The organism is Leifsonia sp. PARNA 1/14 (genome assembly GCF_055720965.1).
The window spans coordinates 200,079-214,616 of the sequence record NZ_JBVQSP010000003.1; the positions used below are offsets into that span (position 1 = coordinate 200,079).

Here is a 14,538-nt window from a genome sequence, read left to right on the forward strand (position 1 = left end):
GTCGAGCCAGCGTGACCGACTGTTTCGCTCGCGAAACACGGCGTCACGCAAGCTCGCGCGAAACCGCGAGGCACCGTATGGCGGCATGTCGGCGGCCGGACGTAGTCTCGCGGCGTGACCGACCAGTGCTCCGTCTGCGGCGCCCCCGCGCATCCCGGGGCGCCCCTCGCGCTGTGCCTCGGGCACCTGCTGGAGGCCCACGAGTGGGTGGAGGCGGAGTACGGCCAGACCGACCTGCTGCCGTCGCCCTGCGCGTTCTGCGGGTCGCGGCTGGGGGTGCGCTACCCGTCGGGGTGGCTGTGCGCGGTGTGCGAGTGGAGGCTCGGCGAGCTTCCGCCAGAGGGTGCCAGGGCCTCCCGCGTCGACGTCGTCTACTACCTGCGGTTCCGCGACCGCATCAAGATCGGCACCACCGCGAACCCGGCGCAGCGCTTCACGAGCCTCCCCCACGACGAGGTGCTCGCGTTCGAGCGCGGCGACCGCGCCGTCGAGCAGCGCAGACACGCGCAGTTCGCCGCGCTGCGCATCCCCGGCACCGAGTGGTTCGAGACCGACGACACCCTTCTCGCGCACGTCGCGTCACTGCGGGTGCCCGATCCGTGGGCTCTGCTCGCGCGCTGGCGCAGCGAGGCCGCCGCCCGCGCCTGACGCGCGATGCGGCCAGCGGAGGAGATCGGCGCACCTCGTGCACCGATCTCCTCCGTTCACCGCGGTCCGGGGTGTCGCCCGGGCGGATCTCCTCCGTTGCCGGCGCTAGGCGGCGGAGGTGGTGACGGCCGGGCTGGGCGACTCGGCCTCCACCTTCTCGACCAGGCGGGCCATCTCGGCGGCCTCGACCGCGGCGGCGGCCGCGCGGAACGGCTCCGCCTCGGCCACGCGGGCCTCGGCGTCGAGCCGGGCCAGGCCGGCCACAGCTGCCAGGTCGACCGCAGCCGCCGTGCGACCGGCGCGCGCCCGCATCACGAGAGCCGCCGCGACGGTCACCACCGCCGCCCCGAAGGCCAGCACCCCGGCCGTCGCGAAGCCCTCGGTGTACCCCGACTCGGCCGGGAGGCCTCCCGCGCCGATCGTGCCGGTCACCAGCGCGGTCATCACGGCGGCCCCGATGGCCGAGCCGACGGTGCGGAGGTTGGCGTTCATGCCGCTCGCGATCCCGGTCTGCGTCGCGGGGACGCTCTGTACGACGACGCTGGTGATCGCCGCGTAGATCAGGCCGAGCCCGATCCCGAACGCGCCGGAGGCGGCGGCGACGGCGAACAGCGAGCCGTGGACGAAGGCCAGCGACAGGCTCGACACCGCCATCACGACCGCGGCGATCACGATCTGGGTGCGGAAGCCGAGCCAGCGCTCGAGCGGTCCGCTCACGAAGCCGGTCACCGCCATCGTCACGAGCATCGGCAGCATCAGGAGGCCGGACTCGGCCACGCTCGCGCCCAGCCCGTAACCGGTCGCGGCCGGAGTCTGCACGAAGCGCGGGAAGAATGCGAACACCGCGAACATGGCGGCACCGATGAAGACGGCGGCGGCGTTCATGGACCACACGCCGGGCTCGCGCATGAGACGCATGTCGACCAGCGGATGCCGTGAGCGCAGCTCGACGACGACCCACGCTGCGAGCAGCAGCGCGGCGAGCGCGAACAGCCCGATCACCTGCGGCGACGACCAGCCCCACTGGGCGCCCGTGCTGAGCGGCAGCAGGAGGGCGATGAGCCAGCCCGAGAGCAGCGCCGCCGACCACGGGTTGACGCCTCCCGTCGCCCGGGTGGGCGACTCAGGGACGATGGCGAGGGCCAGCACGGCGGCCGTCACCGTGAGGGCGACGGGTACGAGGAACAACCCGCGCCAGCTGAGGAGGTCCGCGAGCGGACCGGCGAGCACTGTTCCGAGGCCGCTGCCCACGGCGATGATCGAGGCGATCGCGCCGATCGCCGACGGCAGCCGGTTCGCGGGGAACTCGTCGCGGATGATGCCGAACGCGAGCGGGAACATCGCACCGCCGAGACCCTGCACGACACGGCCGGCGATGAGCACGCCGATGGAGGGCGCTACCGCGGCGACGACGCTGCCGACGGCCACGGCCAGCAGCGCGAGCACGAAGACGCGGCGCTTGCCGACGAGGTCGCCGACGCGACCGAGCAGCGGCGTGGCGACCGCCGCGGCGATCAGCCACGCGGTCATGGTCCAGGTGACGCCGGCGGTAGTGGTGCGGAGGTCCTGCTGGATGACCGGCAGCACCGGGACGACGAGCGACTGGAGGGTCGCGAAGGAGGCCACGCTGAGAGCCAGAACGGCGAAGGTGGCGGAGGGACGGGATCGAGACACGGCTACGTACTTCCTCTTCTCGAAAGGGAGGCCGGCGGATGGCCGACGGGGTGAACTTCGCTCTGCGGAGAGCTACAATTGGAGGGAGGCTCCGATCGGAGGCTGCCTCCGGTTACCTGAACTACAATACCGGAGGGTGCCTCCGCTTCGCAACCCTCAGTTCGACCGTCCCTGGAAGGAACCCCGCCGTGACCGGCACCGACACCGCCCGCTCTCTGATCGCGCGCCCTCAGCGCGCCGACGCCCGGCGCAACTTCGACGCGCTGCTCGCCGCTGCGCGCGAGGCGTTCGCGGCCGACGGCGCCGGCGCCTCCCTCGAGGACATCGCGCGGCGCGCCGGCGTCGGCATCGGCACCCTGTACCGCAACTTCCCCACCCGCGACGCCCTCGTCGAGGCCGTCTACGTCGAAGAGGTGGAGGCCGTCGTGCGCGCAGCGGAGGACGCCGCCTCCCTCGAGCCGTGGGAGGCGGTCCAGGCCTGGCTGCGCCGGTTCCTGCTCTACGTCGGCACCAAGAAGGCGCTGCTCGAGGGCCTCAACAAGGACTCCCCCGTGCTCCTCAGCTGCCGCACCTCCCTCTACGACGCGGGCGAGCCCCTGGTGCGCCGCGCGCAGGAGGCCGGCGAGCTACGGTCCGACGCCTCCATAGGCGACGTCATCCGCATGGTTTCGGGCGTCGCGGGCGTCGCGTTCGACGACGACGCGCAGCGCGACCGCGTCATCGCGATGGCGATCGACGGCCTCCGCGCCCGCTGATCGACCGCCCGCCGAGCCCGCCCATCGCGGCCGGGATCTGAGAGAGCGTTCAGAGAGCCCTCTCGCGTTCCCTAGGCTTGAGGGATGGAGCTCGGTGTCTATGCGGTGATCGCTGTCGCGGTGATCGTCGGCGTGGCCGCCTTCGCCCGCAAGCTCGGTGTCGCCGCGCCCATCATCCTCGTCATCGTCGGAGTCACGCTCTCCGGGCTGCCCGGAGTTCCGGAGATCACGGTGCCTCCGGAGATCATCCTCGACGGGCTGCTGCCACCGATCCTCTACGCAGCGGCGATCAGCGTGCCGCTCACCGACTTCCGCCGCAACCTCGCGCCGATCGCCGGCCTCTCGGTCTTCCTGGTCGTCGTCACGGCGTTCGCCTCGGGCTTCGTGCTGTACACGATGCTGCCCGATCTCAACCTGGCGGCCGCGATCGCGCTCGGCGCGATCATCAGCCCGCCCGACGCGGTCGCGGCGACCTCCATCGGCCGCAAGCTCGGTCTGCCGCCGCGCCTGCTGACCGTCCTCGAAGGCGAGGGGCTCGTCAACGACGCCACGGCGCTCGTGCTGCTGCGCACGGCGCTCGCGGCGGCGGTCGGCGCCCTCGCGACCCCGATCGCCGGCGTCCTCGACTTCTTCTCCGCCGTCATCATCGCGCTCGTGATCGGCCTCGTCGTCGGTTTCGTCTCGGTGTGGGTGCGGTCCAAGCTCAACGACCCCGTGCTCGACACCGCACTGTCGGTGGTCGTTCCGTTCGCCGCCTTCGCTCCGACGGAGGCCCTGCATGGATCGGGCGTCCTCGCCGTCGTCATCACCGGGCTCTACACCGGACACGCCGCGCCGCGGCAGTTCAGCGCCCAGGCCCGCATCAGCGACCAGATCAACTGGCGCACCATCCAGTTCCTGCTCGAGAACGGCGTCTTCCTGCTCATCGGCCTCGAGCTGCGCACGCTCATCGCCGACGTCGAGCACCCGGAGATCCTGAGCGTCTGGGATGCCGTCGGCATCGGCCTGATCGCGATGGCCTCCCTCGTCGTCATCCGCTTCATCCTGATCGGGCCGCTCATCTTCTTCCTCCGAAGACGCGGCGAACGGGCCGAGAAGCAGGTCCTGCGGGAATGGCTGCTGATCAGCTACTTCCGCGACCATCCGGTGCGCTATCGCTGGCAAGCCCTCCGCAAACAGCGCGCCGAGCTGCGGTACGAGCGCCATCGCAGCGACCTGGAGGAGTTCCGGCAGGAAGCGATCGACTGGCGCGGAGGCGTGGTGCTGGGCTGGTCCGGCATGCGCGGCGTCGTCACGCTGGCGGCGGCGCAGTCGCTGCCCGCGAGCATCCCCTACCGGCCTCAGCTCATCCTCATCGCCTTCACCGTCGCGGTCGTCAGCCTGGTGGTCCAGGGCGGGACGCTGCCGTGGCTGATCAAGCTTCTGGGCTTGCAGGGCGTCGACGTCAAAGACGACAGGAGGCTGCTCGCGCAACTGCTCGACGATCTGAGCGAGGCGGGGCTCGGCGTGCTCGACGATCCGGAGGGTGCCGCGGGCACGCCTACACCCGTCGACCCCGAGGTGGTCGAGCGGGTGCGCCAGACCACTTACTTGCGGGCCGAGGCGGCCTGGGAACGCATCGTGCTCTACGACGCGCCTCCGGAGAGCCGCCCGCACCACGTCTATCGAACGCTGCGTCTCGCGGTCGTCGACGCCGAACGCGACCGCCTCCTGCTCGAGCGGGCGCGCGGCGCCTACCCGTCCCGCATCCTCAGCGAGGCGCAGTCGATGCTCGACATCGAGGAGACGCGACTTCGGTCACGCTCGCGGTAGCGGTTCATCCTGAGGCAGAGCGGCGGTATCACCCAGGCTTTCGTCCGAGTCGTGTCGTCGCGCGAACCCGGCGGTGACGAGCTCGTCGAGCATGGCCTGGACGGTGATCCGGGCGGAGTCGCCCGGCGCAGGGCCGAAGGCCGCCTCGGCGGTGGCGACGAGCGCCTCCACCGGCTGCGGCGACTCGAACGCCATCCAAAGCACTGACCCCAGAGGCGAGAGCCGCGAGATCTGTCTGCCGAAGAGCACCAGCACGTCGCCGTCGACTTCGATCCAATCGTCGACGTCCGCGCGCCCGTACGAATCGGGCGGGACGATATGGGTGCCGGCAACGGATCCGCTGCGCTCGACGACGGACGGGAGCGTGAGGCCCGCGCCGGGACGGCGCAGCAACTCCGACACCGGTTCGACCAGGTCGGCCGCATGGTGATAGCGGATCACGTGCACACCGCCGGAGACCGCGACCAGAGCGTTCAGGCGCTGCAGGGACTGCGGGAGCGATGCGAAGTAGCTGGTCTGCTCGATGATCGGGGCCAGGGCCTCGTCGAGCCCCACCGTGGTGATCGTCGGGGCCACCCTTTCTTCGCGACGGTCGAGCAGCGCGAGCCGCGCAAGCCGGAGCGGCGTATGCACCTCCATGAGGCCGAGTGCGTCGGGGCCGGCGATCCGCTTGCTCAGGGTGTGGCGCTGCTTGACGGCGAGGGGTTTGGGGAACGGGCGCACCCGGCCCGCCGCGTCGACTGCGACGGTTTCATCCGACACATACCCCAGGACGGTTCCGAGAGTCGAGGCGGCCGTCGTCTTGCCCGCGCCGGAGGGGCCGATCAGCGCGATGACATCACCGGTCGCCGGATCGGCCAGGCCCGCAGCGTGGAACATGAGGAGCTCTCCGCGCCTGCGCTCGATCGCCCGGAGATTGATCGTCTGCCGCAGCGCGACGCTGACGTCGTCGAAATCCCGACCGAGGATGTCGGCGCCGGAAGAGCCCTCGCCGACGCCGACGGAGATCGTCGCCGCTGTCGCGCCGTGACCGGAGACCCTCCTCCATTGAGCGCGCAATCGCCGGACGTCACGGCGCGCAAGTCCTGCGACCCGGACGCGCAGCCCGACGCCCAGCGCCTCGACGTCGAACTCGTGCGTCATCTGGACGGTCGTCCTCTCTCCGATATGTCTTATGGAAGCGTACGGGAGGAAAAGCGCTCGCGGGCTCTCGCGGGATCCCGCCGGACTACCCTGGACGGCATGCACAGGATCTTCGCCTCGAGCTTCGCGAGCATCTATCCGCTCTATGTCGCCAAGGTCGAACGCAAGGGTCGGAGCGCTGCGGACGTCGACGCGGTCGTGCAGTGGCTGACCGGCTACGACGAGAAGGGGCTGCAGTCCGCGATCGATCAGGGCGTCGACCTCCAGACGTTCTTCGAGGAGGCGCCGGAACCGAATCCGCGCGCCTCCCTCATCACCGGCGTCATCTGCGGCGTGCGGGTGGAGGACATCGACGACCCGCTGATGCAGCAGCTGCGATACCTGGACAAGCTCGTCGACGAGGTGGCGCGCGGCAAGAAGATGGAGTCCGTTCTGCGCTGACTCGTCCCGGTCGCCACGCCCGGGATGTCCGTTGTTTTGAGTTGATCAAAACTGTGCCGATAGCGTGGAGGCATGGACACGGCACAGCACGAAGACGCGCTCCGCGCCTCCGGGCTCCGTGTGACGCAGGGGCGGCTCGCCGTCCTCCGCGTACTCGACACCCACCCCCACGTGGATGCGGAAGCGGTGTACCGAGCGGTGTTACCCGCACTGCCCGGCACCTCCGTCCAGAACGTCCACAACGTGCTCGGCGACCTCACGGTCGCCGGACTCCTCCGCCGGATCGAGCCGGCGCATTCGCCGGCCCTCTACGAGCGCCGCGTCGGCGACAACCACCATCACGTCGTGTGCACGTCGTGCGGTGCGGTCGCCGACGTCGACTGCGTCGTCGGCCACGCGCCCTGCCTGCATCCCTCGGATGCCGGCGGCTTTGTGGTCGACACGGCGGAGGTCACCTTCTGGGGGCTGTGCCCGTCCTGTCAGGAGCACGCGACGAAAGCCCCGTCGCGTGCCGAATGAGGTGAGGAGACCCATGACGCAGAACCACACGACCACCCAGACCGGCACGCCGATCGGAAGCGACGCGCACTCGCTGACGGCGGGACCGGACGGCGCCACCGCCCTCCACGACCGGTACCTCGTGGAGAAGCTCGCGCAGTTCAACCGCGAGCGGATCCCGGAGCGGATCGTGCACGCCAAGGGCGGCGGCGCCTTCGGCGAGTTCGTCGTCACCGGCGACGTGACCGCCTACACCAAGGCCGCCGTGTTCCAGCCGGGCGCCACCACGCGCACGGTGCAGCGGTTCTCGTCGGTCGCGGGCGAGCAGGGCTCCCCCGACACCTGGCGTGACGTGCGCGGCTTCTCGGTGAAGTTCTACACGACCGAGGGCAACTACGACATCGTCGGCAACAACACACCGGTCTTCTTCATCCGCGACGGGATCAAGTTCCCCGACTTCATCCACTCGCAGAAGCGGCTGCCCGGCTCCGGCCTCCGCGACGCCGACATGCAGTGGGACTTCTGGACGCTGTCGCCGGAGTCGGCGCATCAGGTCACCTACCTGATGGGCGACCGCGGCCTCCCGCGCTCGTGGCGGACCATGCCCGGCTACGGCTCGCACACCTACCAGTGGATCAACGCGGCCGGCGAGCGCTTCTGGGTCAAGTACCACTTCCACGCGCTGCAGGGCAACGAGGAGATGCACGGAGCCGAGGCGGAGCGGATCGCGGGCGAGGACGCCGACTACTACCGTCGCGACCTGTACGAGGCCATCGAGCGCGGTGACTTCCCGGCGTGGAAGGTGAGCGTGCAGGTGATGCCCTACGAGGACGCGAAGACCTACCGTTTCAACCCGTTCGACCTCACCAAGGTCTGGCCGCACAGCGACTACCCGCTCATCGAGGTCGGTGTGCACACGCTGAACGAGAACCCGGAGAACTTCTTCGCGCAGATCGAGCAGGCGGCGTTCTCGCCGGCCAACACCGTGCCGGGCATCGACATCAGCCCCGACAAGATGCTGATGGCGCGCGTGTTCTCGTACCCCGACGCCCAGCGCTACCGCGTGGGCACCAACTACAACGAGCTGCCGGTCAACGCGCCGGTCGCTCCGGTGCGCAACTACTCGCAGGACGGCGCCGGGCGGCACGGCTTCAAGCCCGCGTCGGCTCCGGTGTACGCGCCGAACTCGTTCGGCGGCCCATCGGCCTCCGCTGCTGCGGCGGGCGAAGGCTCGTGGGAGTCCGACGGCGCGCTCGTGCGCGCGGCGGCGACCCTCCACGCGGAGGACGACGACTTCGGTCAGGCGGGCACGCTCTACCGTGAGGTCTACGACGACGCGGCGCGCGAGCGCTTCCTCGACACGATCGCGGGAGCCGTGGGGGGCGTGACGCGCGAAGACATCCGCGAGCGCGCCATCCAGTACTGGACGAACGTGGACGCGGGGCTCGGGGTCGCGCTGCGAGCGCGGCTGGAGGCCGGGGTCGCGGACGCGGACCAGGCGGCGGAGTACGTGGGTGTGGGCGAGTAAGCACTTCCCGCGAAGTCGGTAACGGAGGACATCCGCGCCGACGCGCCGGTGGAAAGCAGGTAACGGAGGAGATCCGGGCGAGAAATCGGCCGGATCTCCTCCGTTCGCTGCGTTCGGGAGGGTCGTCGGGTGGTCAGGCGAACAGGTGGTCAGGCGCGCACGCGGGCTAGCTCGCCCGAGACCAGCGCCGCCCAGACCGCGCCGTCGGGCGCGATCGCGAGGCCGCGCGGTCCCGCACCCTCCGGCAGTTCGACGCGCTCGGTCTCACCGGAGGCCGTCACGCGCACCAGGGCATCGGCTCCCCACAGCGACGCCCAGACGCCGCCACGGCCGTCGGCTACCACCGTGAACGGGCCGGCGCCCTCGTCGAGCGGGAGCACCGTGACCGTGCGGTCGCGGTCTACGCGCGCCAGGGCGTCGGCCGCGTGCAGCGCGGTCCACACAGATCCGTCGTCGGCGATCACGACGCCGAGCGGGCCCGAGCCCAGCGGCAGTTCCACGAACTCGATCGCCGCGTCGCCGCCGCGCACGTGACCGAGCGCGGGCCGGTGGCCCTGCAGCGAGAACCAGATGCTGTCGCCCGAAGCGGCGATACCCGAGGGGCCGCCCTCCACCCCGACCGGGAACTCCTCCACCCGGCCGAGGATGTCGATGCGTCCGAGCGCCTCACCGAACTGCTCGGTGAACCAGGTGGTGCCGTCGAACAGCGTCACCGCGGCGAGCGGTCCGGCGTCGGGCGTCGGGACGGCCGTCTCGCCGATCACGCGCGGCCCCGGTCCGAGATGGACGAGGCGGTTGCCCGCGCGATCCACGACCCGGACCGTGTCCTCCGAGGCGACACAGACCCCGCCCGGTTCGGAACCGGGCCCGAGATCGATGTGGTCGAGCGTGCCGTCGGCGTCGCGTCGCCCGACCCGCCCGTTCTCGCCGAAAGTGAACCACACCGCCCCGTCGTCGGTCGCCGCGACGCGGGCCGGCCCGTCGCCGGCCGCGCCGACCGGAAAGAGCTCGACGCTCACAGGGTCGCGTCGATGGTGCGGTCGTACACCACCGTCCCGCCGACCCGGATGCGGCCGTCGCCGAGCGGCTCGGTGACCAGCTCTGAGCCCTCGCCCTGTGTGATGCGCAAGGCACGGCCGAGTTTCGCGGTGAGGGCGACGGCGGCGGCGCCGGTCGCCTCGTCCTCCACGATTCCCATCGCGGGGGCGAACATGCGTGCGCGCAGGGCGCCGGCCGCCTCGTCGATCCACGCGTAGGCGTAGTGCTGGCCCTCGGTGAACGCGAACGGGTCGAGCGCCTCGACCTCCGCCGGGGTGCCGAGCGGCAGCCAGGTGAAGGCGGGCGTCCACTCGGCGCGGGCCTCGATGGAGGCCGCATCGGCATCGAGGTCGACCTCGACCGCCACGTCTCCGGCCTTCTCTGCCAGCGCGCCGACCGGGGTGCGCTCGTGCGCCAGCCACCACGCGGTCCCCACGCTCGGGTGGCCGGCGAACGGGAGCTCGGCTGCCGGAGTGAAGATGCGGATGGTCGCGAGGCCGGCGGACTCGTCCAGCGCGTCGATGAACACCGTCTCGCTGAACCCCAGCGCCGCGGCGATCTCCTGCTCGCGTCCTGTCGTCGCCGATGAGCTGGTCACGATCCCCAACTCGTTGCCGTTCGTGCCGCGTTCGTCGGTGAAGACGCGGACGACCACTACCTCGATTTCATCCATAGCCTCCACCCTGTCACGCGCGCCATAATCGCGCCATGAGTGACGAAGCACCCCCCACCTCGTTGCCGAACCTCGAAGACGACGTCACCCTCGTCTCGCCGCCCGGCGAGAAGACCGACGAGGAGGTCGCCATCGGCCACGCCGTCGACCGGTTGTCGGAGCGTTTCCCGAAGGTCCCCCGTGACCGCATCGTCGGTCTCGTGCACCAGCGCCACCTGGTCTACACCGGCGCGCCCGTGCGCGACTTCATCCCGGTGCTCATCGAGCACGACGTCAAACGCGAGTTGATGGCGGAGGTGACGCCACTGGCGTGAACGGGGAGCGGGCGGAGGATCGACTCAGTAATCGCCCTTGATCACGAAGTAGGAGCCGCGGATCGTGCCGGCGAGCCGCGACTTCTGGCGCGCGAACTTGAACGCCGACAGCTCCTCCGGCACCTCCATGCCCTCCGAGAGCTTGAAGCCGACCGCGCGCTTGCCCGCGTCGGCGATCGTGTACATGACGTTGATCGACAGCCCCGACTCGTAGAACACGTACGCCATCCGGATGCCGTCGACCTCGAACGACGTCACCTCGAGTGCGGGCGACGCGATCACGATGTCGCGCTCGTCCTTCAGGATGCGGCCGACCCAGTCGAGAGCCTCCTGCTCCTCCGCCGCGGGAGCGGTCGCGAAGTCGTGGTCGTACTTGTTCTTGAAGTACCGGGACTCGTTCGCGCGCAGGCCGGCGAGGGCGGAGGCGACGGGGCTCGACTCGAGACCCTCCGTCGAGACGTTCGTGAAATCGACGACCTGTCGCATGACTGCCCTTCCTCTCGGCGCTGCGGGACAACCCTACTGAATCACCGCCGGGCCGAGGGGGGAATCGGGCTCAGGCTCCCGCCGCGGTGACGATCGCGTCGGTGGCGAAGCCGGCCACGATCCCCGCGAAGATGCACCACGCGACCAGCGTCTTCAGACCGGTGCGCCGAGCGACCGCGAGCAGTTCGATGACGACGTACAGGATGGAGCCGGCCGCCAGCCCGAGGAACGCGATGGAGACGATGTCGCTGCTGAACGCCTGGCCGATCACCGTGCCGAGGAACGTCGGGCCGCCGCCGATCAGGCCGAGCAGCGCCAGGTAGCCCCACGACGGCCGCGTCCCGCCCAGCGGCGCGACGATCCCGAAGCCTTCCGTGGCGTTGTGGAGGCCGAACCCGATGATGAGGAGGACGGCGAACGCGAGCTCGCCCTGCGCCGCCGCGGTGCCGATCGCGAGGCCCTCGGCGAAGTTGTGGAGGCCGATGCCGATCGCGATCGTGAGCGCGAGCCGGCGCGCACCCGCCCGCGACTCCGCCTCGGTCGCAGCGACGATCGCCACACCCGTGGTGGTGGCGGTGCCGGCGACCGGGCCGGCCGGCGTCGTCTGCGAACCGTGGCCGTGGTGCGCGGCCTCTGGGCCCGCTGGCGGTCGGATCGGCGACGCCAGCGCCAGCGCCCGCCGCTTCATATACCGGTCGACGTACGTCAGGCTCAGGAGGCCGACGCCGATGCAGGCGGCCATCAGCAGGCCCTGTCCGAGGGCAGGGCCGAGCTGGTGCGACGAGAGCGCCGTGTCGACCGGCTCCCACGCCTGCGACAGCACGTCCCAGAGCAGGAAGATCAGGATGCCGGTCGCGAGGGCGTTCAGAGCGGCCTTGAGACCGACGGCGTTGGAGCGGATCCGCCCCACGGGAAGGCCGAGGAAGATCGTGAGGCCGGCGACGGCGCCGAGAGCGGCGACACCCAAGGGAGACATGATGGTCCTTTGCGGAAGGCGGTCGATTCCGGCCGACGGGCTGCGGCCGGATTCGATTGTAAGGTAAGCCTCCCCTTACACGGACTGCACAGTCAAAGTTTCAACTGTGAGGAGTCGCAGAGAGCGTCACTCCGGGCGCGGCACCACGATCATCGGCACCGGCAGCTCGCGCAGCATCGCGGCTGCCGTCGAGCCCAGGAAGAGCCGCGAGGGCTGTGCGAGGCGGCTCGACCCGACCACGACGACCTCGCCCGGCTCCCAGTCGAGCCGCGAGATCGCGTTCTGGATGGTGTCGCCCTTCGCCACGACCGCGGTCGCGACGACGCCGGTGGCCGCGCTGGCCTCCTGCAGCACGGTGGCCGCGTGATGCTCGCCGACGTTCTGCTTGGGCGCACGCGCGTCGCCGGGGAGGTCGAGCGCGAGCAGCGACACCAGCCGCAACGGGACGCCCGCCGCCGCGGACAGCCGTTCGCCCGTGATGAGCACGGCCTCCGCGCCGGCCCGCGTGCCGACCATGCTGGTCACCCGGGTGAGCTGCGGAGCGTGGTCGCGCCAGCCCTCCGGGGCGAGCAGCACGGGGATCGGCGACGCGTGCAGCAGCGCGCCGGCCACAGAGCCGACCGTGAACCGGCCGAGCAGGCCTCCACGCGCGGCGCCGACGACGATCAACGTCGAGCCGAGCTCCTCCGCCGAGGCCAGCAGGCCCTCCGCGAGCGAGTCGCCGAAGGCGACCCGCCCGCTGAAGGCGACCGACGACGGCACGCGGGTGCGTGCGTCCGCCAGCCAGCCCTCCGCGGTGTCGCGCAGGAGGGCGTCGTAGGCCGGGTCGTTCGGCACGTTGCCGCGCCGGGAGGTGTCCGGCATCACCAGGACCACGTCGAGGCCCGCCCCGACGGAGGCGGCCAGCGCGGCCCCGGCGGCGAGGGCGTCCTCGCCGGCCGGGGTCGCCGTGTAACCGACGAGGATGCGCTGGGCCACGCGGCTGCGCTCAGTACTGGTCATGGTCGCTTCTTTCGGGTTCGTGCTGCTCCGGCTGGATCAGGCGGGGATCAGCGTGTACTTCGTGCTGAGGTACTCGTGGATTCCCTCGAGCCCGCCCTCACGGCCGAGGCCCGACTGCTTCACACCGCCGAACGGGGCGGCCGCGTTGGAGACGAGCCCGGTGTTGAGCCCCATCATCCCGGTGTCGACCCGGTCGATCATGCGCTGGCCGCGTGCGAGGTCCTGCGTGAACACGTAACCGACCAGACCGTACTCGGTCTCGTTGGCGCGTGCCACGGCCTCCTCTTCGGTGGCGAAGGTGGTGATCGCCAGCACCGGGCCGAAGATCTCCTCGCGGAGGATCTCGCTGCCGGGCTGCACGTCCACGATGACGGTGGGCTCGTAGAAGAAGCCGTCGCCCTCGGGTGCGTTCCCCCCGGTGAGCACGCGGGCGCCGCGCGCGACTGCATCGCCGACCAGCGCCTGCATGGTGGCGACGGCGCGGTGGTCGATGAGCGGGCCGATGGTGATGCCCTCCTCGGTGCCGCGGCCGATCTTCAGAGCGTCGACCTTGGCGGTGACGCGGCGGGCGAACTCGTCCGCGACGTCCTCGTGCACGATGAAGCGGTTGGCGGCCGTGCACGCCTGGCCGATGTTGCGGAACTTCGCGAGCATCGCGCCCTCCACCGCCTTGTCGAGGTCGGCGTCGTCGAACACGACGAACGGCGCGTTGCCGCCGAGCTCCATGGAGGTGCGGAGCACGTTTTGACCGGCCTGCGCGAGCAGGGCGCGACCCACCGGCGTGGAGCCGGTGAACGACAGCTTGCGGAGGCGGGGGTCGGCGATGATCGGGGCCGAGACCGCGCCCGAGGTGTTCGTCTGGACGACGTTCACGACCCCGGCGGGCACGCCGGCGTCGGCGAGCAGCTGGGCGAAGAACAACGTGGTCAGCGGGGTCAGCTCGGCCGGCTTCACGACGACCGTGCAGCCGGCGGCGAGCGCCGGCGCGATCTTGCGGGTCGCCATCGCCAGCGGGAAGTTCCACGGCGTGATGAAGAAGCACGGGCCGACGGGGCGCTGCGAGACGACCATGGTGCCGGTGCCCTCCGGGTTCTGCCCGTAGCGACCGGCGATGCGCACGGCCTCCTCGGAGAACCAGCGCAGGAACTCGCCGCCGTAGGTGACCTCGCCGTTGGCCTCGGCCAGCGGCTTGCCCATCTCGAGCGTCATCAGCAGCGCGAAGTCGTCACGGCGCTCCTGCAGGAGGTCGAACGCGCGGCGCAGGATCTCGGCGCGCGTGCGCGGCGGGGTCGCGGCCCAGGCCTCCTGGGCCGCGACGGCGGCGTCGAGGGCGCGGATGCCGTCCTCGGGGGTCGCGTTGGCGATGCGCTTGATGACGCGGCCGGTGGCCGGGTCCTGCACCTGGATCTGCTCGCGGGTTCCGGCCTCCCAGGCGCCGCCGATGAACAGCCCGTCGGGGACGCGCGCGAGGAGCTCCTGCTCACGGTCGGTGAACGTCGTGGTCTCGGTCACAGTGTCGACGGCGCTCATGCGTTGGCCACCGCCTCCGC

15 protein-coding genes are annotated in these 14,538 nt (G+C 71.0%); 7 read left to right on the top strand and 8 right to left on the bottom strand.

Translation table 11 applies throughout. From position 1 onward, the window contains the following. Positions 1-114: 114 nt before the first annotated feature. Entirely contained in the window at positions 115-648 is a 534-nt protein-coding gene (locus AC0HS0_RS10440; RefSeq protein WP_472963853.1) for a GIY-YIG nuclease family protein, read from the top strand. Between the two features lie 105 nt (positions 649-753). Here AC0HS0_RS10440 and AC0HS0_RS10445 read toward each other — a convergent pair whose 3' ends face one another. Further along, complete coding sequence (locus AC0HS0_RS10445; RefSeq protein ID WP_472963854.1) at positions 754-2,322, bottom strand: MFS transporter; 1,569 nt, start codon at positions 2,320-2,322, stop codon at positions 754-756. Positions 2,323-2,510: 188 nt separating this feature from the next. Here AC0HS0_RS10445 and AC0HS0_RS10450 point away from each other — a divergent pair, with 188 nt between their 5' ends. Both AC0HS0_RS10450 and AC0HS0_RS10455 read left to right on the top strand, forming a co-directional pair. Further along, the gene (locus tag AC0HS0_RS10450; protein WP_472963855.1) at positions 2,511-3,077 is read left to right on the top strand and encodes a TetR/AcrR family transcriptional regulator; all 567 of its coding nucleotides are present in this window, start codon (positions 2,511-2,513) and stop codon (positions 3,075-3,077) included. 84 nt (positions 3,078-3,161) lie between these two features. After that, positions 3,162-4,889, top strand: a complete 1,728-nt coding sequence (locus AC0HS0_RS10455; RefSeq protein WP_472963857.1) for a cation:proton antiporter — start codon at positions 3,162-3,164, stop codon at positions 4,887-4,889. On the opposite strand, the gene AC0HS0_RS10460 is transcribed toward AC0HS0_RS10455, so the two are convergent. Further along, complete coding sequence (locus AC0HS0_RS10460) at positions 4,875-6,032, bottom strand: P-loop NTPase family protein (RefSeq protein ID WP_472963859.1); 1,158 nt, start codon at positions 6,030-6,032, stop codon at positions 4,875-4,877. The genes AC0HS0_RS10455 and AC0HS0_RS10460 overlap by 15 nt on opposite strands. Before the next feature lie 99 nt (positions 6,033-6,131). Between AC0HS0_RS10460 and AC0HS0_RS10465 the strand changes: the two genes are divergently transcribed. The 3 genes from AC0HS0_RS10465 to AC0HS0_RS10475 all read left to right on the top strand — a co-directional run bounded on the left by AC0HS0_RS10465 (position 6,132) and on the right by AC0HS0_RS10475 (position 8,499). Beyond that, entirely contained in the window at positions 6,132-6,473 is a 342-nt protein-coding gene (locus AC0HS0_RS10465; RefSeq protein ID WP_472963860.1) for a DUF2200 domain-containing protein, read from the top strand. Positions 6,474-6,545: 72 nt separating this feature from the next. Next, on the top strand, positions 6,546-6,992 hold the full coding sequence (locus tag AC0HS0_RS10470) for a Fur family transcriptional regulator (protein ID WP_472963862.1): 447 nt from the start codon (positions 6,546-6,548) through the stop codon (positions 6,990-6,992). 13 nt (positions 6,993-7,005) lie between these two features. After that, positions 7,006-8,499 carry a catalase gene (locus tag AC0HS0_RS10475; protein WP_472963863.1) on the top strand — a complete coding sequence of 498 codons (1,494 nt, stop codon included), beginning with the start codon at positions 7,006-7,008 and terminating at the stop codon, positions 8,497-8,499. Positions 8,500-8,648: 149 nt separating this feature from the next. Here AC0HS0_RS10475 and AC0HS0_RS10480 read toward each other — a convergent pair whose 3' ends face one another. Together AC0HS0_RS10480 and AC0HS0_RS10485 are read right to left on the bottom strand one after the other, a co-directional pair. Then, positions 8,649-9,518, bottom strand: a complete 870-nt coding sequence (locus AC0HS0_RS10480; protein WP_472963864.1) for a virginiamycin B lyase family protein — start codon at positions 9,516-9,518, stop codon at positions 8,649-8,651. Beyond that, entirely contained in the window at positions 9,515-10,210 is a 696-nt protein-coding gene (locus tag AC0HS0_RS10485; RefSeq protein ID WP_472963865.1) for a PhzF family phenazine biosynthesis protein, read from the bottom strand. Before AC0HS0_RS10485 ends, AC0HS0_RS10480 begins: the two co-directional genes overlap by 4 nt. Positions 10,211-10,245: 35 nt before the next feature. Here AC0HS0_RS10485 and AC0HS0_RS10490 point away from each other — a divergent pair, with 35 nt between their 5' ends. Continuing rightward, on the top strand, positions 10,246-10,524 hold the full coding sequence (locus tag AC0HS0_RS10490) for a three-helix bundle dimerization domain-containing protein (RefSeq protein ID WP_472963866.1): 279 nt from the start codon (positions 10,246-10,248) through the stop codon (positions 10,522-10,524). 24 nt (positions 10,525-10,548) lie between these two features. Here the strand turns inward: AC0HS0_RS10490 and AC0HS0_RS10495 are convergent, their stop codons facing one another. The 4 genes from AC0HS0_RS10495 to AC0HS0_RS10510 all read right to left on the bottom strand — a co-directional run bounded on the left by AC0HS0_RS10495 (position 10,549) and on the right by AC0HS0_RS10510 (position 14,518). Continuing rightward, positions 10,549-11,010: a phage tail protein gene (locus AC0HS0_RS10495; RefSeq protein ID WP_472963867.1), complete on the bottom strand. Its 462-nt coding sequence runs from the start codon at positions 11,008-11,010 to the stop codon at positions 10,549-10,551. Between the two features lie 70 nt (positions 11,011-11,080). Continuing rightward, a complete protein-coding gene (locus AC0HS0_RS10500) occupies positions 11,081-11,986 on the bottom strand; it encodes a ZIP family metal transporter (RefSeq protein WP_472963869.1) in 906 nt (301 codons plus the stop codon). Between the two features lie 126 nt (positions 11,987-12,112). After that, positions 12,113-12,988, bottom strand: coding sequence for a universal stress protein (locus tag AC0HS0_RS10505; RefSeq protein WP_472963870.1), 876 nt, complete (start codon positions 12,986-12,988; stop codon positions 12,113-12,115). Positions 12,989-13,024: 36 nt separating this feature from the next. Then, on the bottom strand, positions 13,025-14,518 hold the full coding sequence (locus AC0HS0_RS10510) for an NAD-dependent succinate-semialdehyde dehydrogenase (protein ID WP_472964180.1): 1,494 nt from the start codon (positions 14,516-14,518) through the stop codon (positions 13,025-13,027). Positions 14,519-14,538: the final 20 nt, after the last annotated feature.

Bases quoted from the DNA above. Each gene is read 5' to 3' on its own strand.
- AC0HS0_RS10455 (WP_472963857.1), top strand. From the start codon at position 3,162: ATGGAGCTCGGTGTCTATGCGGTGATCGCTGTCGCGGTGATCGTCGGC.
- AC0HS0_RS10460 (WP_472963859.1), bottom strand. From the start codon at position 6,032: ATGACGCACGAGTTCGACGTCGAGGCGCTGGGCGTCGGGCTGCGCGTC.
- AC0HS0_RS10465 (WP_472963860.1), top strand. From the start codon at position 6,132: ATGCACAGGATCTTCGCCTCGAGCTTCGCGAGCATCTATCCGCTCTAT.
- AC0HS0_RS10470 (WP_472963862.1), top strand. From the start codon at position 6,546: ATGGACACGGCACAGCACGAAGACGCGCTCCGCGCCTCCGGGCTCCGT.
- AC0HS0_RS10475 (WP_472963863.1), top strand. From the start codon at position 7,006: ATGACGCAGAACCACACGACCACCCAGACCGGCACGCCGATCGGAAGC.
- AC0HS0_RS10485 (WP_472963865.1), bottom strand. From the start codon at position 10,210: ATGGATGAAATCGAGGTAGTGGTCGTCCGCGTCTTCACCGACGAACGC.
- AC0HS0_RS10490 (WP_472963866.1), top strand. From the start codon at position 10,246: ATGAGTGACGAAGCACCCCCCACCTCGTTGCCGAACCTCGAAGACGAC.
- AC0HS0_RS10495 (WP_472963867.1), bottom strand. From the start codon at position 11,010: ATGCGACAGGTCGTCGATTTCACGAACGTCTCGACGGAGGGTCTCGAG.
- AC0HS0_RS10500 (WP_472963869.1), bottom strand. From the start codon at position 11,986: ATGTCTCCCTTGGGTGTCGCCGCTCTCGGCGCCGTCGCCGGCCTCACG.
- AC0HS0_RS10505 (WP_472963870.1), bottom strand. From the start codon at position 12,988: ATGACCAGTACTGAGCGCAGCCGCGTGGCCCAGCGCATCCTCGTCGGT.
- AC0HS0_RS10510 (WP_472964180.1), bottom strand. From the start codon at position 14,518: ATGAGCGCCGTCGACACTGTGACCGAGACCACGACGTTCACCGACCGT.